Here is a 19,296-nt window from a genome sequence, read left to right as displayed (position 1 = left end):
CCCGTGGACCCGGCGCGAATCCTTGCGGATCGGGTCGGCGGGTGGGCATACTCGACGACGTGTTCGGTCAGCGCTTCTACTTTTACTACGGCACCGGGAGTCCGGCAGCCGTGGGTCGCGCCTGATCAGATCAGACCTACGAAAAGCCCCGGGCTCTGGAGAGCCCGGGGCTTTTCCGTCCCGGGATCCGGGCACCGGGCCCGACGTCCGAGGGGTACGGCGATGATGGCAGACGTGGTGGAGCAGAGCGGCAGCGTGGCACAGTCCCGGCCGGACGACGAGCACGAGGCCGGCGGGTCGGCCGGCGATGGCAGGGCGGAGCCCGCGTCGGCGGCCGGCGCGACGCCCCGGACCGGGACCGACGACTCGGTGGCCGCGGCGCGGATCGTCGCCATCCGGGAGCGGATCGACGAAATCGACCGCACCCTGATCGAGCTGTGGCAGGAGCGGGCCGCCCTGTCCCAGGAGGTCGGGGTGACCCGGATGGCCTCCGGCGGCACCCGGTTGGTGCTCAGCCGGGAACGGGAGATCCTTGAGCGGTTCCGCCAAACCCTCGGTGCCGACGGCACCCAGCTGGCCCTGCTGCTGCTCCGCGCCGGCCGCGGCCCGCTGTAACCCTCCCCCTCCCCCCACCCCCCCACCGTCCCGCCCCCACCGGGCCACCCGCGGCCCGTGGGCCCGCAAGGCCGCGCTGATACACGGAATTAGTGGCCTCGGAGGCGTGCGAGCCAACTAATTCCGTGTATTAGCGCGATCGAGGCGGGTGGGCGGGCGGCGGGGCAGGGCGGGAACGCCGAACCGCCTGCCGGCGTCGGGTGGACGCCGGCAGGCGGTCGGGGTCGCGGTCAGTCAGCCCGGGAGGCTCAGGCCTCGTGGGTGGCGAGGATCTCGCGCTTCTCCGCGAAGTGGCAGGCGCTCGCGTGGTCCGAGCCGGAACGGATCTCCAGCAGCGGGACCTGCTCGGCGCAGACGTCCTGCGCCTTCCAGCACCGGGTGCGGAACCGGCAGCCCGAGGGCGGGCTGACCGGCGAGGGGACGTCACCGGTGAGCCGGATGATCGCCTTCTGGTCGCGCAGGGTCGGGTCCGGCACCGGCACCGCCGACAGCAGCGCCTGGGTGTACGGGTGGGTCGGCCGCTCGTAGATCTCGTCCTCGGTGCCGACCTCGACGATCTTGCCGAGGTACATCACCGCGACTCGGTCCGACAGGTGCCGGACCACCGACAGGTCGTGGGCGATGAAGACGTACGACAGGCCGAACTCGTTCTGGAGCTTCTCCAGCAGGTTCATCACCTGCGCCTGGATGGAGACGTCCAGGGCCGACACCGGCTCGTCGCAGACGATGATCTCCGGGCGCAGGGCGAGCGCCCGGGCGATGCCGATGCGCTGGCGCTGGCCCCCGGAGAACTGGTGCGGGTACCGGTGGATGTGCTCCGGGTTCAACCCGACCAGGTCGAGCAGTTCCTTGACCTTCTGCCGCCGGCTGCCCTTCGGGGCCACCTCGGGGTGGATCTCGAACGGCTCGCCGATCAGGTCGCCGACCGTCATCCGCGGGTTCAGCGAGGTGTACGGGTCCTGCATGACCAGCTGGATCTGCCGGCGCAGCCGGCGCAGCGCGCCGCCGGACAGCTTGGAGATGTCCTGCCCCTTGTAGAGCACGCTGCCGGCGGTCGGCCGCTCCAGGTTCATCAGGACCCGGGCCAGCGTCGACTTGCCGCAGCCGGACTCGCCGACCAGGCCGAGCGTCTCGCCGGACTTCAGCTCGAACGAGACCCCGTCGACGGCCTTGACCTGGCCGATGGTCTTCTTGAAGACGATGCCCTGGGTGACGGGGTAGTGCTTGACCAGGTCACGGACCTCGAGGATGTTCTCAGTCACGGTTAACCAGCTCCTCGGCGAAGTGGCAGGCGCTGGCCCGGTTGCTGCCGATCTGCAGCAGCGGCGGCACCTTCTCCCGGCAGACCGGCTGCGCCATGGGGCAGCGCGGGTTGAACGGGCAGCCCGGCGGGATGTTCATCAGGTTCGGCGGCAGACCCTTGATGGTGCGGAGCTGCTGCCCCCGCTCGTCCATCCGCGGGATCGAGTCGATCAGGCCGATGGTGTACGGGTGCGCCGGCTTGCCGTACAGCTCGAAGACGTCGGCTTCCTCGACGATCCGCCCGGCGTACATGACGGCGATCCGGTCCGCGACGTCGGCGACCACGCCGAGGTCGTGGGTGATCAGGATCAGGCCCATCTGCCGCTCGCGCTGAAGCTCGGCGAGCAGGTCCATGATCTGGGCCTGCACGGTCACGTCGAGCGCGGTGGTCGGCTCGTCCGCGATCAGCACCTCCGGGTCGAGCGCCAGCGACATCGCGATCATCGCGCGCTGTCGCATGCCGCCGGAGAACTGGTGCGGATAGTTGCTGAACCGGCCCTTGGCGTTCGGGATCTTGACCTGGTCGAGCATCTCGATGGCACGCTTCTTGGCCTCGGCGCGGCCGATGCCCCGCCGGATCCGGAACTGCTCGGCGATCTGGAACCCGATGGTGAAGACCGGGTTCAGCGCGGAGAGCGCGTCCTGGAAGATCATCGCGATGCCCTCGCCGCGGATGCGGCGGCGCTCCTCGGAGGACATGGCGAGCATGTCCTTGCCGTGGAAGCGGACCTGGCCCCCGGTGACGAACCCGGGCGGCGTGTCGAGGATGCCCATGACTGCCTGAGCGGTGACGCTCTTGCCGGAGCCGGACTCGCCGAGCACGGCGAGGGTCTCCCCCGCGTCGACGTGGTAGGTGACCCCGTTGATGACCTTGGCGACGCCGTCCCGGGTACGGAACTCCACCCGCAGGTCCTCGACCTCCAGGAGGCGGCCTGAGGGGCGGCCGGATCCGTCGGCGCCCGGCTGGGACTGCTCGGTCACGAGAATGTCGGACAACTCAATCTCCCCTAGCGCAGTTTCGGATCGAGGGCCTCGCGGACCGCCTCACCGAGCATCACGAAGCTGAGCACGGCGGTGACGAGGAACGCGGAGGGGAAGAAGAGCAGGAAGGGCGAGACCCGAATGTAGTTCTGCGCCTCGCTGATCATGATGCCCCACGAGACCACCGGGCTCTTCAGGCCGATGCCCAGGAAGGACAGCGTCGCCTCCGCGCCGATGAACGACCCGACCAGGATGGTGCCGTAGACCAGCAGCGGGGCCAGGCAGTTCGGCAGCAGGTGCTTGATGATGATCCGGCCGGTGCCGGCTCCCAGCGCCCGGGCCGCCACGATGTAGTCGGCCTCCCTGGTGGCCAGCACCGAGGAGCGCATCAGGCGCATCACGACCGGCCAGCTCAGCACGACCAGGGACATGATGACCAGACCCATGATGTACCACTCGTTGTTGCTCGACCCCGCCCCGTTGAAGGTGGTCAGGATGACGATCGCGCCGAGCACGAAGGGCAGGCCGAAGAAGATGTCGCCGAAGCGGGAGAGCAGGGAGTCCACCCAGCCGCCGCGGTAGCCGGCGATCATGCCGATCGTACCGCCGATCAGCAGCGTGCCGATGGTGGAGACCAGAGCCACGATGATCGAGGCGCGGGCGCCGTAGATGACCCGGGCGAAGACGTCCCGGCCCTGCACGTCGTACCCGAACCAGGCGTCGCCCGACGGCTCGACCCGGCTGTTCGCCAGCGCGCCGTTGACCGCGTCGCCGTTGGTGAACAGCGACGGGAAGGCCGCCATCAGGATGAAGATCAGGATGAACGTCGCCGAGATCCAGAACAGCGGCTTGCGGCGCAGGTCACGCCAGGCGTCGCCGAGCAGGCCGCGGGGCTTCTCCCTGCGAACGTTCTCCGGCAGGCCGGCGCCGACGGGGGCGCCGGGCTCGGCCTCGGTGGACGTGGTCGCTGACGGGGTCGAGACGATCGATGCGGTACTGGGGTCACTCATGCCGCCACCTCGCTCCGCTGGGTGCCGCGACGGTGGTCACGGCACGCTGCGTTCAGAATTCGTTCGCCACGCTGCTCACTCATAGCGGATCCTTGGGTCCAGGGCGGCGTAGAGCAGGTCCACCACCAGGTTCATCAGGAGGTAGACGAGCACGAGGACCACCACGATGGAGACAACGGTAGCGCTCTCCTTGGTGACGATCGCCCGGAGGACGGAGCGGCCGATGCCGTTGATGCTGAAGATGCCCTCGGTGACGATGGCACCGCCCATCAGCGCGCCGAGGTCGGTCCCGAGCAGGGTGACCACCGGGATCAGCGAGTTGCGCAACAGGTGCACGCCGACGACGCGGCGCATCGGCAGGCCCTTGGCGATCGCGGTCCGGACGTAGTCGGCCCGGCGGTTCTCCGCGATGCTCGTCCGCGCTACCCGGGCGACGTACGCCATGGACGCGCTGCCCAGGACGAAGCCCGGCATGAGCAGCTCCGACAGCCGCATCTCGCTGGAGACGGTCGGGTTGACGATGCCCCACTTCACGCCGAGCAGCCACTGCAGGATGAAGCCGACGACGAACACCGGCAGCGCGATCAGGAACAGGGTGGAGACGAGGACCAGATTGTCGAGGAAGCCGTTGCGCCGCAGGCCGGTCAGGACACCGGCGGACAGGCCGATGATCGCCTCGATCGCCAGGGCCACCACCGCGAGCTTCAGCGTGTTCGGGTACGCGGCGGCGATGATGTCGCCGACAGCGATGTTGTTGTACGTGACGCCGAAGTCCCCCTGGAACAGGTTCTTCATGTAGGTGGCGTACTGCACCCAGATCGACTCGTCGAGCTGGTACTTCTCGGTCATGAAGTTGATGTACGTATCCGGACACCGGCGGTCGCCGCACTTGCCGGCGAACGGGTCGCCCGGCACGGACCAGACGAGCCAGTAGATCAGGAATGTCGTACCGATGAAGACCGGGACGAGTTGCAGTAGCCGTCTCAACAAATAACGGCCCATGGGGTGGTCCTCCTGACAGGGGGCGCGTCGGGCGAGGGGGCCGACACGGATGGCGTCAACGTGGCGAGGGATGTTGTACACCCCTCGCGAGACGGCCCCGGGCCGGACCCACCGGTAGGTGAGCCCGACCCGGGGTCAGACCGTACGGATCAGAGCTCGACCGAGGTGATGTCGAGCTCGCCGACGTTGGTCAGCTCCATCTTCTTGATCTTGTCCGAGCGGCCGGACTGCTGGCCGCTGAAGTAGACCGGGATCGACGGGGCGTCAGCGTCGATCAGCTTGACGGCCTCGGCGAACTTGGCGTGCGAGGCGTCCAGGCTCGGCGCGGCGCTGGCCTCCTTGGCCAGGGCGTCGACCTGCTTGTTGCTGTACAGGCCGTCGTTCGAGGAGCCACCGGTCACGTAGAGCGGGTTGACCCAGTTCTCGACGTCCGGGTAGTCCTGCTGCCAGCCGGCGCGGTACGGGCCCTTCATCTTGTGGGCGTTGATGTTCTGCCGGAACACCGCGAAGGTCGGCACGCCCTCGGCGCGGGCGTTGATGCCGAGGTTGGTCTTGACCTGCTGCGCGACGGCCTCCATCCACTCCTTGTGGCTGGCGTCCGCGTTGTAGTAGAAGACCATCTCGCCGCTGAAGCCACCGGCCTCGGCGAGGAGCTTCTTGGCCTCGTCGACGTTGAACTGGCAGGCGGTGCAGTTGCCCGGCGCCGCACCCGGGGCCAACGGGTTGGCCCAGCTGTCGGCCGGCTTGCGGTTACCGAAGAAGATCTTGTCGGTGACCTCCTGCCGGTTGATCGACAGGGAGACGGCGCGACGCAGCTTCGGGTCGGCGAAGCGCTTGTCGTAGATCGGGAAGGCGATGATGCCGGTGACCGGGGCAACCGACGAGATGGCCCGCTCGCCAAGGTCGGTCTTCCACTTGTCACCCGCGAGGGAGGAGACCGGAACCTGCTGCTGGAAGTCGATGTTGTTGGAGACCAGCTCGCTGTAGACGGCGTCGTCGTTCTGCGAGAGCTTGACGTTGACGTCCTTGATCTTCATCTTGTCGCGCAGCTGGTAGTCGTCGAACCGCGTGAGCTTGATGAGGACGTTGTTCTCCCACGACACGAACTTGACCGGGCCGTTGCCGATCGGCTTCTTGCCGAAGTCCTCCGCGGTGCCCGCGAAGAACGCGTCCGGCAGCGGCATGAAGGTGCTGTAGCCGAGCTTGGTCGGGAACACGGCGGTCGGCGCGGCGAGGGTGACCTCGAAGTTCCAGTCGTCGACGACCTTCAGGCCGGACATCTCCTTGGCCTTCGGCTCCGGGGCCTTCTGCGGGCCGTCCGCGCCATCGGGGTCGGCGGTGTTGACCTCGTCGAAGCCCTGGATGTCAGCAAAGAAGCTGGAGTTCTGCGCGCCGTTCGGCGAGTAGGCGCCCCAGTTCCAGGCGTCCACGAAGTTCTTGGCCTTGACGGCGGTGCCGTCGTGGAACTTCGTGTCCTGCTTGATCTTGATCTTGTAGACCTTCGAGTCGGTCGTCTCGATCGACTCGGCGAGGGCGTTCCGCGGGGCGCCACCGTCGTTGGGGTACTCGACCAGACCGGTCCACAACCAGTCGATGAGCTTGCCACCGTTGGTCTCGGTGGTGTTCGACGGGACCAGCGGGTTCTCCGGCTCGCCGCCGTCGATCGTGATAACACCGTCCGCGCTATTGCCGGCGTCGCCGCCGTCGTCGCTGCTGGAGCAGCCGGTCACGACGAGCGCGAAAGCCGCACCCAACGCGATCGCGCCACTCGCCCGCTTCGAGACTCTCATTCCGAGGGGCCTCCTCTTTCTAGCCTGGTTCCGTCGTGAGTTCTCACGCACGTATGGGGGTGACACCGCCGGCGACCGCAACCGCTCACCGCCGGTTTAACGCAGAAAAATCGGGACACCCCTGATGCACCGATCCGCCGGGCCACCACACCGCACCGGGCTCGGCTCCGCGCAGGGCCGGGCGGCCACGAACCGTGACTGCTCAGCGGCTTCCGTGGTCGCGGGACCATGCGTGGGTGCCTCACGCCGGGGGTGAGGTGCTGCAACTGTGACACCTACCGGCCCGTTACGTGAAGGTGCCGTTATCAAGCCGTTAGTTGGTCGCAGCGTTGCCGATACTTGAAAAAAGATCATGATACGACCCGACAGCATCGCCCTGACCAGGCAAAACGTGGTCGGCTCCCCTCGCCCAGGTCGGCGCGTAGGCTCGGCTCTGTGAGCTTCCCCGCCTCCGCCCCGGCGCTCGCCGGCATCCACCGTGCGCTGGCCGTATTTGCCCATCCGGACGATGTCGACTTCGGCTGTGCGGGCACCATAGCCGGCTGGGTGGACGAGGGGACGGAAGTGGCCTACCTCATTGTCACCCGGGGTGACGCCGGCGGGTTCGACGACATGCCCCGCGCGGAGGTGCCCCGGCTGCGCGAGGAGGAGCAACACGCCGCCGCCGCGGCCGTCGGGGTGCGCCGGGTCGAGTTCCTCGACGGGTACGTCGACGGCGCCCTCGCCCCGACGACCGCGCTGCGCCGGGACATCACCGCGGTGATCCGCCGGTTCCGACCCGACCGGGTGCTGACCAGTTCCCCGCTGCGCCGCTGGGAGCAACTGGCCGGCCCGAGCCACCCCGACCACCTGGCCGTCGGCGAGGCCACCACCTGCGCGATCTACCCGGACGCGCGCAACCGGTTCGCACACCCCGAGCTGCTGGCCGCCGGGCTGGCGCCGTGGGTGGTCCGCGAGGTCTGGTACGCCGGCGGCCCCGGCCCGGACCACGTGGTCGACGTCACCGACCGGTACGACCGCAAGGTCGCCGCGATGCGCGCGCACCGCTCGCAGACCGCCCACCTGGACGTGGAGACCTGGGTCCGGGACCGGCTCACCACGGTCGCCGACAACGCCGGGCTGCCGCCGGGCCGGCTGGCGGAGGCGTTCACCGTGCTGCGGACGGAGTGACCGGGCCGACCCGGCCGGCGTCAGACCAGGCGGCGGTCCGCCGCCCAGCGGGACAGCTCGTACCGGTTGGACATCTGGAGCTTGCGCAGCACGTTCGACACGTGTGTCTCGACCGTCTTGATCGAGATGTAGAGCTCCTTGGCGATCTCCTTGTACGCGTACCCCCGGGCGAGCAACCGGAGCACCTCGCGCTCCCGGTTGGTGAGCAGGTCCAGCTCCGGGTCGGCCACCGGGGCGTCCGGTCGGGCGGCGAAGGCGTCCAGCACGAACCCGGCCAGCCGAGGGCTGAACACGGCGTCCCCGTCGGCCACCCGGCGCACCGCCGCGGCCAGATCGTCCGGGGAGATGGTCTTGGTCACGTAGCCCCGGGCACCGGCCCGGATGAGGCCGATCACGTCCTCCGCCGCGTCGGAGACGCTCAGCGCCAGGAACCGCACCTGCGGGTGGGTCCGACGCATCGCCTCCAGCACCGCCCGGCCGCCGCCGTCGGGCATGTGCACGTCCAGCAGCACGACGTCGGGACCCGTGGCGGCGATCCGAGCGACCGCCTCGGCCACCGTGCTGGCCTCGCCCACCACCTCGACATGGGCGCCCAACTCGGCGCGGACCCCCGCGCGGAACATGGCGTGGTCGTCGACGAGGAAGACGCGCAGCCGCTCGGGGCGGCCCTGTGCCCCCTCGACCGGCCCGTGCTCGGCCATGGTCATCTCTCCCTCTCCGTCGTGGACTGGTCACGGGAGATCGGCAGGATCAACCGGACCTCGGTCCCCTCACCCGGCTCGGAGCGGATCTCCGCCCGGCCGCCGTGCCGCCTCATCCGTCCGATGATCGACCCCCGGACCCCGTGCCGGTGGTCTCCCACGGTATCCGGGTCGAAGCCCTTGCCTCGGTCCCGGACGAAGGCGCTCACCTGGTCCGGCTCCACCTCCGCGTACAGCGAGACGGTCCGCACCCCGGCGTGCCGGGCCGCGTTCACCAGCGCCTCCCGGGCCGCCGCGACCAGCGCGCCGATCCGCTCGTCGGTGTCCCGGTCGCCCACCACCACCGTTTCCACGGTGATCCCGAAGGTGTCCTCGACCTCGGCCGCGGCCTGCTCCAGGGCCGCCGCGAACCGTTCCGTTGGCGAGGCGGCCGGCTTGTAGAGCCAGTTGCGCAGCGAACGCTCCTGGCCACGCGCCAGCCGTTGCACGGTCGTCACGTCGGCGGCGTTGCGCTGGATCAGCGCGAGGGTGTGCAGCACCTGGTCGTGCACCATGGCGGCCAGCTCCGCCCGTTCCTGCTCGCGGATGCGCCCCTCGCGCTCCGAGCGGAGCTGGTTGTACGTCCGCCAGAGCACCGGTGCCGCCACCACCCCCACGCCGGCCAGCCCGACCAGCGCGAAGATGACGCCGTTGAGCACCACGTCGAAGTTCTGCACCGGCGAGTAGACCGCCACGACGCCGATGATGCCCACCGCGACCAGCACCCCGCCGCCGATGAACCGCAGCACGAAGGCCCGCCGGTCGCTCTCCTCCACCACCGCGCCCAGCCAGGGCACCGGCATCGACTCGCCCCACTGCCGGCGGCGCTCCGGCGCGGCCTGGTGCCAGATCACCCCGGCGCCCACCGCGATGATCGCGACCAGCCAGCCGGCGGTGCCCGCCGCGCCGACCGAGTCGAAGACCATCACCTGCACCAGCAGCACCCCGAGCCCGATCGCCACGAACGGCAGCAACTGCCCGATGTCCCGCCGGGGCGGGACGGCGGTGTCGCCCGGTCGAAGCGGGACGACCGCCCAGAAGGCGGCGTAGAGCAGCATCCCGAGCCCGCTGAGGCCGAGCAGCACCGTGAAGGCGATCCGTACCCGCACCACCGAGATGCCCAGGTGGTCGGCGATGCCGGCGGCGACACCGGCGGCCATCCGGTGCTCGGGCACCCGGTAGAGCCGGGGCGGCTGGATCACGGTGCTGATCGGATACTCCCTGTTCAGGTGCGACGGGGCGGGCGCCGGACCGGCGTGCCGGTCTCGATCGTCACACGCGGGGACCCCAACCGACCACGGGGACGCCCCCGACATCCCGGCCGCCCGGATCTCAGGGTGGGGTCAGGGTCGGGTCCTGAGGCCACCCGGCCGGTCGGGGCAGCAGGATCGAGGCATGACCGAGGAAGCTGCCCCGCCGCCCCGTCCCGGGGCGGCCTGGCCGGACGGGCCGCCACCGGCGGATCCGGCGCCCACCACGCCCGCCAGCTGGACCGCACCGACCGTCTTCGGTCCGGCGAGACCCGCCGGGCCGGGGCCGGGTGCGACCGGCTCCCCCGCGACACCGGGTGCCGCCGCGGCCGGAACCCCGGCGGGACCGGGCACTCCCGGCACCGCCGACCCGAGGGCGTCCGCGCCGGGCGGCTGGCCGCCGCCGACCGCCGGGGGCGACCCGGCCTGGTCGCCGCCGGCCGGGGAGGCCCCCGGGCCACACGGCCCGGGACCGGGCGGCCCGCCACCACCACCCCCCGGGGGGTACGCGGGGCCGCCCCCGCCGCCCGAGGGTGCCAGCTTCACCTCCCGGTACGGGCTGGTCCGGCCCAGCGAGGGCCGCTACCTGGCCGGCGTCTGCGCGGCGATCGGCCGGGCCACCAACACCGACCCGGTGCTGTGGCGGGTGCTGCTGGCCGTGCTCGGCTTCTTCGGCGGCATCGGCATCCTGGTGTACGTCACGGCCTGGCTGATCATCCCGGGCGAGGGCGACAGCGCCTCCCCGGTCGAGTCCATGCTGGGCCGGGGCCGGTCCAGCATGTCCCCGCTCACCGTGATCGTGCTGAGCATCCTGGTGGCGGTGAGTTTCGGGTACATCGTCACCGACGCGTTCCGGGCGGTGCTGCTGGGCGCGGCCATCCTGGTCGGCGGCGCGCTGCTGCTCAACCGCGAGCGCGGTACGTTCGACCGGGGCGGCCCGGGTCCGGTGCCCGGCGCACCGGCCGCCACCCCGCCGGGCCCGGTGCCGCCGGTCGCGTGGCCCGCGCCCGGCCTCTTCGCCCCGTCCGCCGGCCCCGGACTGCCGCCGGTCGGGCCTTTGGTCCCCGGTCAGCCCTCCTGGACGCCGTTCGCCGGGCAGCGGTCCGGGACGTCGGCGCCCGAGCAGCCCGCCGCCGCTTGGACGGCCGCCCCGGCCGGGCCGGCCGTCGGGCTCCCCGCCTGGCCGCCGGCGGGCACGTCGACCGGCTCCCTCCCCCCGGTCGGCGTGCCCGCGACCGGCTACCCGCCGGTCGCCGCGCCCCAGCCGCCGGCCGGCTACCGGCCGCCGTTCGCCCCACACGGCCCGTACGCCAGGGGCCCGCAGCCGGCTCCCCCACCGCCCCGCCCGGCCAAGCCCCCGAAGCCGCCCCGGGAACGTTCCCCGCTGGGCGCCGTGACCTTCTCGCTGGTCTTCCTGGCGCTCGGGGTGGTCGCCGTGCTCGACCTGCTGGACGTTGTCCACGTGGGCGCGTCGGCGTACTTCGCGGCGGCCCTGGCGACGGTCGGGCTCGGTCTGCTCGTCGGCGCCTGGTTCGGCCGCGCCCGCTGGCTGATCGCCCTCGGGCTGGTCACCGCGGCGGCGCTCGGCATCGCGACCGTCGCCGAGTCCTACGACCGGATCCGGGGCATCGACGGGAACGTCACCTGGGCCCCCACCGACCGTCGTGACCTGGCCGACCGGTACGAGAACAACTTCGGCGACGCCGTGCTCGACCTGCGCGGAATCGACTTCGACAAGCAGGACACCCAGATCACCGTCGATATCAAATTCGGGACGGCGACCGTGGTGGTGCCGGCGAACGTCGACGTCACGACGATCGCCGAGGTCAACGCCGGGGACGCCAAGATCTTCGGCAAACGCTCCGGAGGGCTGGACGGCCGGCTCCGGGAGAGCACCGACCTCGGCGCGGACGGCGCCGGGGGCGGGAAGCTGCGCCTGTACGTCCACATCAACGCCGGCAACCTGGAGGTGACCCGGTGAAGGCCCACCGCACCGATGTCGTGTCGCTGGGCTTCGGCCTGGTCTTCGTCGCCCTGGCCGGGTGGTGGCTGCTCGCCCAGCTGCTCGGCCTGGACCTCCCGCCGGTCGGCTGGTTCCTGGCCGGCGGGCTGATCCTGATCGGCGCGCTGGGCCTGGTCGGCGCGCTGCGCTCCGGCCGGGGCGACCGGCGCGACGCCGAACGGCCGGCACCGGCGGACGCCGTGGACGCCGGCTTCGGCGACCGGCCGGGCTCCGAACGGGCATTCACCGAGGCCGGGTCGCCCTCGGCCGACGAGTGGCCCACCGCGGCGGTCACCGACGAACGGCCGGGGGCGGTCGAGGACCGGCCGGTCAGCGACGGCGGGCCGGCCCGCTGGTCGCCGGCGGACCCGCTGGACGCCGACCCCGCCGGCGGGCCACCGCCCGGCCCGGCCGCCGAGCGGGTCACCGAGCCGCTGCCCCGGTTGACGGCCGATCCGACCGTCGTGGGGCCGACGTCCGACCCGGCCGGCCCGGACGCGCCGCGCCGCGGGTCGCAGGGGGCGGACGGCTGACCACGGCGGTGCGGTCGCCCGCGCCGGGCGCATATGCTGGCCGGTGGAGAGCTCGCCTCCGCCGGCCGGCACGGGCCGCGCCCACGGCCGCTTCGGCAGGTCGCCGGCCCGTTCTGCGGCCGACCCGACCGGGTCGCCGTGGCGGTCCCGCCGCGATTCCGTCTCTACCCCGTCAGGAGCCCGTCCGACATGACCCAGTCCCCCGCCGTGCGAACCTCCGGCCAGCCTGGTCCGGTCCGCATCGGCGAGCGCGCCGCCCGTACCCTCGTCACCGAGCTCGCCCGGCGCAACGACCCGAAGGGCGCCCTGCTGGTCGGCGCGACCCCGAAGTCCGCGGTGCTGGCCGCGGCGATCGACGCCCTGTTGCCCGGCGACTCCCTCACCGTGGTGCCGTCCGCGACGGCCACGCCCGCCGCGCTGCGCGAGCACGTGACGGCCCAGGGCCGTTGGGTCGCCGACCGGGTTCGGGTGGCCGACTCCCTCGCCGAGGCCGACGCCGCCGAGGTGGTGATCGCCGCCGAGCCGCTCACCGGCACCGCCGAGGAGGCCCGCTCGACCATCGACGACCTGACCAAGTACCTCGCCGACGGCGCGGTGCTCAGCCTCGCCGCGCCCGCAGCCCCGGGGCGCACCGCCGGCGCCGCCGCCGAGATCGAGCGGCAGGGCGCGCTGTACGGCGTCGGGGCGGACCTGGTGCTGCGCAACTCCCCGCCGGTACGGGTGCACCGGCTCCGCTTCACCCCGGCCGGTACGGCCGTCGCGGCCCGGCTCGCCCCGGCCCACCGGCCGTCCAGCGTCCCGCTGACCAGGGGCATGCACATCGACTCCAACGGCGTGGCCGCGGCCGGGATCGCCCTCGGGCTCGCCGCGCTGACCCGGGCCGTCCGGCCGAAGTCGAAGCTGTGGCTGCTGCCGGCGCTGGCCGCCGTCCCGGTGGCCGCGTTCTTCCGGGACCCGGAGCGGGACGTCCCCGAGGGCCCGTCGGCCGTCGTCGCGGCCGCCGACGGGCAGGTGCTCTCGGTACAGCGGCTGCACGACGAGCGCTTCGGCGACGGCGAGTGGCTGCGGGTCGCGGTCTTCCTCTCGGTGCTGGACGTGCACGTCAACCGGTCCCCGGTGGCCGGCAAGGTGGTCGACTACTTCGTCGCCGACGGCGGCTTCGTCAACGCGATGAAGCCGGACGCCGAGCACAACGTGGCGGCGTACACGGTGCTGGACACCGAGCACGGCACGGTGGTCGTCGCGCAGCGCACCGGGCTGATCGCCCGGCGGATCGTGCAGCGCGCACCGATCGGGTCGCTGCTGGCCAGGGGCGAGCGGTTCGGCCTGATCCGGTTCGGCTCGCGGACCGACGTCTACCTGCCGGCCGACGCGGCCGACCCGCTCGTCGGGCCGGGCGACAAGGTCATCGGCGGGTCCACGGTCATCGCCCGCTGGCGCTGACCTCTAGGACGACGAAAGGGGCGCCGCTGTTCGCGGCGCCCCTTTCGGGTAGATCGTCGGTCAGGCGGTGCGGCGCTGGTGCAGCCAGAGCAGTGGACCGCTGACCAGGTAGCCCATCACGACCAGGGCGAAGGTCAGCCGGACGTCGACGAGCCCGCCGATCACCGGGGCCAGCCAGAGCCACGGCGGCAGCTTGACCAGCCGGGCCAGCTTCGCGTAGGGGAAACTGGAGACCATCGCGACGGCCAACAGCGCGACCCCCGCGATCTGCACCAGGCCGGGCAGCGGCAGCCCGATGGCGACGGTCAGGGCGAGCACGGCCGCGGCCATCGTGGTCGGCACGCCGCAGAAGAAGCGGCCGTCCTTCGGCGAGACGTTGAACCGGGCGAGCCGGATCGCCGCGCAGGCGGCGACGAGCGCTGCGGCCACCGCGGCGGCGGCGGGCGGGGCCTCGCCGGCCAGCGAGGCGTAGACCACCACCGGGGCGGCGAGGCCGAACGAGCACATGTCGGCCAGCGAGTCCATCTGGGCGCCGAACGGACTGGCCACCCCGAACTTGCGGGCGAGCGCGCCGTCGAGCCCGTCGAACACGACGCAGGCGATGAGGAGGAGCGCGGCGATGCGCACCTCACCCTGCATGGCCAGGAAGATGGCGTTGATCCCGAGCACCAGGCTGGCCAGGGTGCAGGCGTTGACCAGCGCGAACTTGGCCCTGCGGGCCGCCGTCCGGTCGCCGGGCAGCAGCGGGATCGACATCGACGACTCATCGTCGACCGGGGTGCTGGGGCCGAGGGCCGGGCTCACCGGCACGATCGCCTGGACCTCGGTGCGCTCGTACCGGTCGAGGCCGTACCGGCGGCGCTGCCGGTCGAGGTAGCGGTGCTCGGGGGATGCCAGGTCGGTGCCTGCGGCGGCGACGCCGTCGCGGCGACCCACCCGGACCAGCAGCACTTGGCGGGCGAACGTGCTGCTGCGGCGCAACGGGCCCGCCCAGCGACGCCCTGCGGGGCGCGGACTATCAGTCGTACGACGCCGGCGCCATGGGGCTCTCGGCACGTTTTCCTCCATCACCGGATCGACTGGCCGCCACGGGGGCGGGCGTCCGGCTGTCTCGTGCCGGACCGCTTCTGGCCCGGCAGCCGTTCAAGCGGAGTACACCATTGCACAGGGGAGTGGGGCTTGGCGATAGCTGCCGGCGGTACTTGCACCTCGGTCAAACCGCGCGAAACGCCTTGTTATTCCTGTCTCGGGCTTCATCGCCCGTTCCTCCATCAACCCTGCTTCACAGACTACCGGAGCCATTCGATGTCGGCTGAGCGGGCGGGCGCTATACGGCGTGATGTCCGGTTGCCAGGCCCGCGACCTCGGTCATGGGCAGCCCTTCGAGCCGGTCGGGCGGGAACCAGGCCGCTGCGGCCGTCGATCCCCCGGCCAGCTCGGTGACCCGCGCCTCGGTCGGATTCTCGACCTGCACCCGGTAGACCACCCGCACCCCGTGCCAGTCCAGCGGCCGACCCTCCGGCCCCAGCGCGGCGGGATTGTGCAGGTTGTGCACCATCAGCAGCTCCACCACCCGGCCGAGCTGGCCGGCCTCCTCGACCAACTCGCGGAGCAGCCCGCCGGCCGGCTGCTCGCCGTGGTCCGTGCCGCCGCCCGGCAGGTGCCACCAGCCGGCGCCCGGGTAACCGTCCGCGATCATGGTGAGCAGCACCCGGCCGGCCGGGTCGGTGACCAGGCCGTACGCCGCGAAGCGCTGGTGCCGGTCGGCCGCCGGCGGGGGGTACGGCGCGGTGCCGGGCGCGGGCCGCCGCAGCGGGGTGACCGGCAGGCCGAGCGCCTCGGCGGTGAACGGCATCAGCGGCAGCCCGGCCGCCTCCTCGATGCTCGACCAGCGCACCAGGTCGGTGGTGCCGTCGGCCTCGCCCCGGAGCGCACCGCCGCTCGCCCGCACGGCGAAGACGATCCGGTCGGTGTGCAGCTCGACGCCCGCGCCGGGTAGCGGTGTGACGTCCGCGACAGCGGCGAGCAGGCCGGTCACCTCGACGGCGAGTCCGGTCTCCTCGGCGAACTCCCGCAGCGCGCCGACCTCGGGGTGTTCCCCGTGCTCCAGGCCGCCCCCGGGGAGCTGCCACACCCCCGGGAAGTCGGCCCGGTCGGACCCCCGCACGAGCAGCACCCGCCCGGCCCGGTCCCGACAGACCCCGTACGCCCCGACCCGCCGCCGCTGCTCCATGCGCCTCCCCGTCCGCCCCGGACCGCGTACCCGGTCGATCATGAAGCTATCGCCTACCGCGACGGCGCGGCGCGGCGACAACCCGACGAGCGACCGGCCCGCGCGGGCGCGGCCCGGCGGCTGACCTCCGTCAGCGGGCGCGCGGCAGACGGACCGGGCCCGCGCGGGCGGGGACGGGCGGAGGGGACGCTCAGGTGAGCCGGGCGGCCTGGACCGCCTCGGCCGTGACCTCGGTGAGCCGGTCGGTGGGCAGGGCGCCGAGCTCCTCGCGGGCGAACCAGCGGGCCTCGCAGGTGGAGCCGCCGACGTCGGTCACGGTGGGCGGGGCTGGCTGGTCGACCGCCACCCGGTAGAAGGCACGCACGCCGTGCCAGTCGATCGGGTAGCCCTCGGGGCCGAGCGAGGCGGCGTCGCGGTGGCTGGCCACGCCGAGCAGCTCGACGAGGCGGCCCCGCTGGCCGGTCTCCTCGACCAGCTCCCGGATCAGCGCCGCGCCCGGCTGCTCGCCGTAGTCGGTGCCGCCGCCGGGCAGGTGCCAGCAGCCGGCGCCCGGGTACCCGTCGGAGACCCTGGTGAGCAGCACCCGGCCCTCGGGATCGGTCGCCACCGCGTACGCGGCGAAGCGCTGGGCCCGGTGCAGCCCGTCCGGGCCCGGGACCGCGTAGAAGGAGGGGAACTCCGGCGGCTCGTCGGGCACCACGTCGGCCGAGGAGGCGGGCAGGCCGAGGGCGCGCGCGGTGAACGCGCGCAGCGGCAGCTCGCGGGCCTCGGTGCGGGTGAACCAGCGGGCCAGGTCGGTGGGCCGGTCGACCCGGTCGGCCAGCGTGCCGCCCCGCACCGAGACCTGGTAGATGAGCCGGTCGGTGTGGATGGTGATGCCCCGCTCGGGCAGGGCCCGCATGTCCGCGAGCACGTCGTCCAGCCCGGCGACGGCGACCGAGAGCCCGGTCTCGGCGGCGGTCTCCCGGACGACGGTGTGGTTCGGGTCCTCCCCGTGGTCGACCGCCCCGCCGGGGAGGGACCACGTTCCGGGGGTGCCGGAGCGCTTCGATGCGCGGACCAGCAACAATCGGCCGACTGAATCAGCACAAACTGCGTATGCCGCGATCCTGCGGAGCGGCTCCAGCATGGTGGTCACGGGGGGGAATTCTCCTCGGCCGGCGTTACCTGGATCGAAAAGAGTCAGATTCCTGACTAATGACTGGATCATCAGGGATCGGTCAGGGTAGCGATCCGGGCCCTCACCGAGGTCGCCACGCCGCCCGGCGCGGACCGTGGGGGCATGACCTCGACACCCCCGCACCAGGCCCCGTACAAGCAGCTCCGCCGCCCCACCACCGACCGGATGGTGGCCGGGGTGGCCAGCGGCGTCGGCCGCTACTTCGCCGTCGACCCCACCCTCGTCCGGGTGGCGTTCGCCGTCGCGACCGTGCTCACCGGCGGGCTCGCCGCGCTGGCGTACCCGATCATGTGGTTCCTGATGCCGGAGGAGCCGGCCGGCGCCCCGGCCTGGCCGCACCCGGCGGGCCCCGCGACGCCCGGCCCGTCGCCCACCCCGGGGTACGGCCCGCAGCCGACCTGGCCGCCGGCCCCGGCGACCGCGCCCGGGGCGGACGGGGCGCCGGACGGGCCGGTGCCGCCGACGGCCGGCTGAGCCGGCGTCACTCCCACTCGATGGTGCCCGGCGGCTTGCTTGTGACGTCCAGGACCACCCGGTTCACCTCGGCCACCTCGTTGGTGATCCGGGTGGAGATCCTGGCGACCACCTCGTAGGGCAGCCGGGACCAGTCGGCGGTCATCGCGTCCTCGCTGGAGACCGGGCGCAGCACCACGGGATGCCCGTAGCTGCGCCCGTCGCCCTGCACGCCGACGCTGCGCACGTCGGCCAGCAGCACCACCGGGAACTGCCAGACGCCCCGGTCCAGGCCGGCGGCGGTCAGTTCCTCGCGGGCGATCAGGTCGGCCTGGCGCAGCAGTTCGAGCCGCTCCCGGTCGACCGCGCCGATGATCCGGATGGCCAGGCCGGGACCCGGGAACGGGTGCCGCCAGATCATCGCCTCGGGCAGGCCCAGCGCCAGGCCGAGCGCCCGGACCTCGTCCTTGAACAGCGTGCGCAGCGGCTCGACCAGGGCGAACTTCAGGTCCTCCGGGAGACCGCCGACGTTGTGGTGGCTCTTGATGTTGGCGGTGCCGGTGCCGCCGCCGGACTCCACCACGTCCGGGTAGAGGGTGCCCTGGACCAGGAACTCGACGTCGCCGTGCGAGGCGACCTCCCTGGCGGCGGCCTCGAAGACCCGGATGAACTCCCGGCCGATGATCTTCCGCTTCTGCTCCGGGTCGATCACCCCGGCCAGCGCGCCGAGGAACCTCTCCTGCGCGTCGACCACCTTGAGTTTGATGCCGGTGGCGGCGACGTAGTCCTTCTCCACCTGCTCGGCCTCGCCGGCCCGCAGCAGGCCGTGGTCGACGAAGACGCAGGTGAGCTGGTCACCGACGGCCTTGTGCACCAGCGCGGCGGCGACCGCCGAGTCCACCCCGCCGGACAGGCCGCAGATGACCTCCTTGTCGCCCACCTGCGCGCGGATCCGGGCCACCTGCTCGTCGATGATGTTCGCGGGGGTCCAGGTGGGCTCGATGCCGGCGATGTCGTACAGGAACCGGGTGAGCATCTCCTGGCCGTGCGCGGTGTGCCCGACCTCCGGGTGGAACTGCACCCCGGCCCGGCGGCCGGCCAGGTCCTCGAACGCGGCGACCGGTGCCCCCTCCGACTCGGCGGTGACCGTGAAGCCGGCCGGGGCCTCGGTGACGCAGTCGCCGTGGCTCATCCAGACCGGCAGGTCGGCCGGCAGGTCGCGGAGCAACACCCCGGGTTCGAGGAGGCGGGGGCGCAGCGGGGTGCCGCCGTACTCCCGGTTGCCGGTGCGCGCCACGGTGCCGCCGAGCGCCTGGGCCATCGCCTGGAAGCCGTAGCAGATGCCGAACACCGGGACGCCGGCGTCGAACATCCCGGCGTCGATCTGCGGGGCGTCGGGGGCGTAGACGCTGGCCGGGCCGCCGGACAGGATGATCGCGGCCGGATTCTTCGCCAGCATCTCGGCCACCGGCATCGAGTGCGGCACGATCTCGGAATAGACCCGCGCCTCACGCACCCGGCGCGCGATGAGCTGGGCGTACTGGGCTCCGAAGTCCACCACGAGGACGGGACGAGGCGTGCTCATGTGCAGG

The 19,296-nt window shown here is 72.5% G+C and carries 16 protein-coding genes and 1 pseudogene; 6 read left to right on the top strand and 11 right to left on the bottom strand.

The features are described from left to right. Positions 1 to 222: 222 nt before the first annotated feature. Positions 223 to 615: a chorismate mutase gene (locus ACH4T9_RS08035; protein ID WP_396670265.1), complete on the top strand. Its 393-nt coding sequence runs from the start codon at positions 223 to 225 to the stop codon at positions 613 to 615. Between the two features lie 248 nt (positions 616 to 863). Here the strand turns inward: ACH4T9_RS08035 and ACH4T9_RS08030 are convergent, their stop codons facing one another. The 5 genes from ACH4T9_RS08030 to ACH4T9_RS08010 form a co-directional block, all read right to left on the bottom strand. Continuing rightward, positions 864 to 1,877, bottom strand: coding sequence for an ABC transporter ATP-binding protein (locus ACH4T9_RS08030; RefSeq protein WP_396670266.1), 1,014 nt, complete (start codon positions 1,875 to 1,877; stop codon positions 864 to 866). After that, on the bottom strand, positions 1,870 to 2,898 hold the full coding sequence (locus ACH4T9_RS08025) for an ABC transporter ATP-binding protein (RefSeq protein ID WP_396670745.1): 1,029 nt from the start codon (positions 2,896 to 2,898) through the stop codon (positions 1,870 to 1,872). The genes ACH4T9_RS08030 and ACH4T9_RS08025 overlap by 8 nt, the downstream gene beginning before the upstream one ends. Positions 2,899 to 2,924: 26 nt before the next feature. Continuing rightward, positions 2,925 to 3,908: an ABC transporter permease gene (locus tag ACH4T9_RS08020; RefSeq protein ID WP_350881799.1), complete on the bottom strand. Its 984-nt coding sequence runs from the start codon at positions 3,906 to 3,908 to the stop codon at positions 2,925 to 2,927. A gap of 75 nt (positions 3,909 to 3,983) precedes the next feature. Then, entirely contained in the window at positions 3,984 to 4,910 is a 927-nt protein-coding gene (locus ACH4T9_RS08015; protein WP_387015194.1) for an ABC transporter permease, read from the bottom strand. Positions 4,911 to 5,059: 149 nt separating this feature from the next. Continuing rightward, entirely contained in the window at positions 5,060 to 6,700 is a 1,641-nt protein-coding gene (locus ACH4T9_RS08010) for an ABC transporter substrate-binding protein (protein ID WP_396670267.1), read from the bottom strand. Between the two features lie 435 nt (positions 6,701 to 7,135). Between ACH4T9_RS08010 and ACH4T9_RS08005 the strand changes: the two genes are divergently transcribed. Next, on the top strand, positions 7,136 to 7,870 hold the full coding sequence (locus ACH4T9_RS08005) for a PIG-L deacetylase family protein (RefSeq protein ID WP_396670268.1): 735 nt from the start codon (positions 7,136 to 7,138) through the stop codon (positions 7,868 to 7,870). A gap of 20 nt (positions 7,871 to 7,890) precedes the next feature. Here ACH4T9_RS08005 and ACH4T9_RS08000 read toward each other — a convergent pair whose 3' ends face one another. Continuing rightward, the gene (locus ACH4T9_RS08000) at positions 7,891 to 8,571 is read right to left on the bottom strand and encodes a response regulator transcription factor (protein WP_350882108.1); all 681 of its coding nucleotides are present in this window, start codon (positions 8,569 to 8,571) and stop codon (positions 7,891 to 7,893) included. A 2-nt stretch (positions 8,572 to 8,573) separates the two neighbouring features. Beyond that, positions 8,574 to 9,770 (bottom strand): PspC domain-containing protein, encoded by a 1,197-nt coding sequence (locus tag ACH4T9_RS07995; RefSeq protein WP_396670746.1) that lies wholly within the window; start codon positions 9,768 to 9,770, stop codon positions 8,574 to 8,576. A gap of 235 nt (positions 9,771 to 10,005) precedes the next feature. Here ACH4T9_RS07995 and ACH4T9_RS07990 point away from each other — a divergent pair, with 235 nt between their 5' ends. The 3 genes and pseudogenes from ACH4T9_RS07990 to ACH4T9_RS07980 all read left to right on the top strand — a co-directional run bounded on the left by ACH4T9_RS07990 (position 10,006) and on the right by ACH4T9_RS07980 (position 13,838). Beyond that, complete coding sequence (locus ACH4T9_RS07990) at positions 10,006 to 11,841, top strand: PspC domain-containing protein (protein ID WP_396670269.1); 1,836 nt, start codon at positions 10,006 to 10,008, stop codon at positions 11,839 to 11,841. After that, positions 11,838 to 12,020 (top strand): annotated as a pseudogene (locus ACH4T9_RS07985) (hypothetical protein); the annotation flags it as partial. The gene ACH4T9_RS07990 and the pseudogene ACH4T9_RS07985, both read left to right, overlap by 4 nt. A gap of 564 nt (positions 12,021 to 12,584) precedes the next feature. Next, the gene (locus ACH4T9_RS07980) at positions 12,585 to 13,838 is read left to right on the top strand and encodes a phosphatidylserine decarboxylase (RefSeq protein ID WP_396670270.1); all 1,254 of its coding nucleotides are present in this window, start codon (positions 12,585 to 12,587) and stop codon (positions 13,836 to 13,838) included. Between the two features lie 60 nt (positions 13,839 to 13,898). Here ACH4T9_RS07980 and ACH4T9_RS07975 read toward each other — a convergent pair whose 3' ends face one another. From ACH4T9_RS07975 to ACH4T9_RS07965, 3 genes are all read right to left on the bottom strand, one after another. Then, complete coding sequence (locus ACH4T9_RS07975; RefSeq protein WP_396670271.1) at positions 13,899 to 14,819, bottom strand: CDP-alcohol phosphatidyltransferase family protein; 921 nt, start codon at positions 14,817 to 14,819, stop codon at positions 13,899 to 13,901. 346 nt (positions 14,820 to 15,165) lie between these two features. Next, positions 15,166 to 16,071, bottom strand: coding sequence for an NUDIX hydrolase (locus tag ACH4T9_RS07970; protein ID WP_396670272.1), 906 nt, complete (start codon positions 16,069 to 16,071; stop codon positions 15,166 to 15,168). Positions 16,072 to 16,261: 190 nt separating this feature from the next. Then, positions 16,262 to 17,209: an NUDIX domain-containing protein gene (locus ACH4T9_RS07965; RefSeq protein WP_396670273.1), complete on the bottom strand. Its 948-nt coding sequence runs from the start codon at positions 17,207 to 17,209 to the stop codon at positions 16,262 to 16,264. Positions 17,210 to 17,353: 144 nt separating this feature from the next. Between ACH4T9_RS07965 and ACH4T9_RS07960 the strand changes: the two genes are divergently transcribed. Next, complete coding sequence (locus ACH4T9_RS07960; protein ID WP_396670274.1) at positions 17,354 to 17,725, top strand: PspC domain-containing protein; 372 nt, start codon at positions 17,354 to 17,356, stop codon at positions 17,723 to 17,725. Positions 17,726 to 17,732: 7 nt separating this feature from the next. On the opposite strand, the gene guaA is transcribed toward ACH4T9_RS07960, so the two are convergent. After that, positions 17,733 to 19,289, bottom strand: a complete 1,557-nt coding sequence (gene guaA / locus ACH4T9_RS07955; RefSeq protein ID WP_396670275.1) for a glutamine-hydrolyzing GMP synthase — start codon at positions 19,287 to 19,289, stop codon at positions 17,733 to 17,735. Between the last annotated feature and the right edge of the window lie 7 nt (positions 19,290 to 19,296).

The sequence above is a fragment of the Micromonospora sp. NPDC020750 genome, from assembly GCF_044334565.1.
GTDB lineage: Bacteria > Actinomycetota > Actinomycetes > Mycobacteriales > Micromonosporaceae > Micromonospora.
Note: the sequence above shows the minus strand (reverse complement) of the source record. Positions and strands in the feature narration are given on the sequence as shown.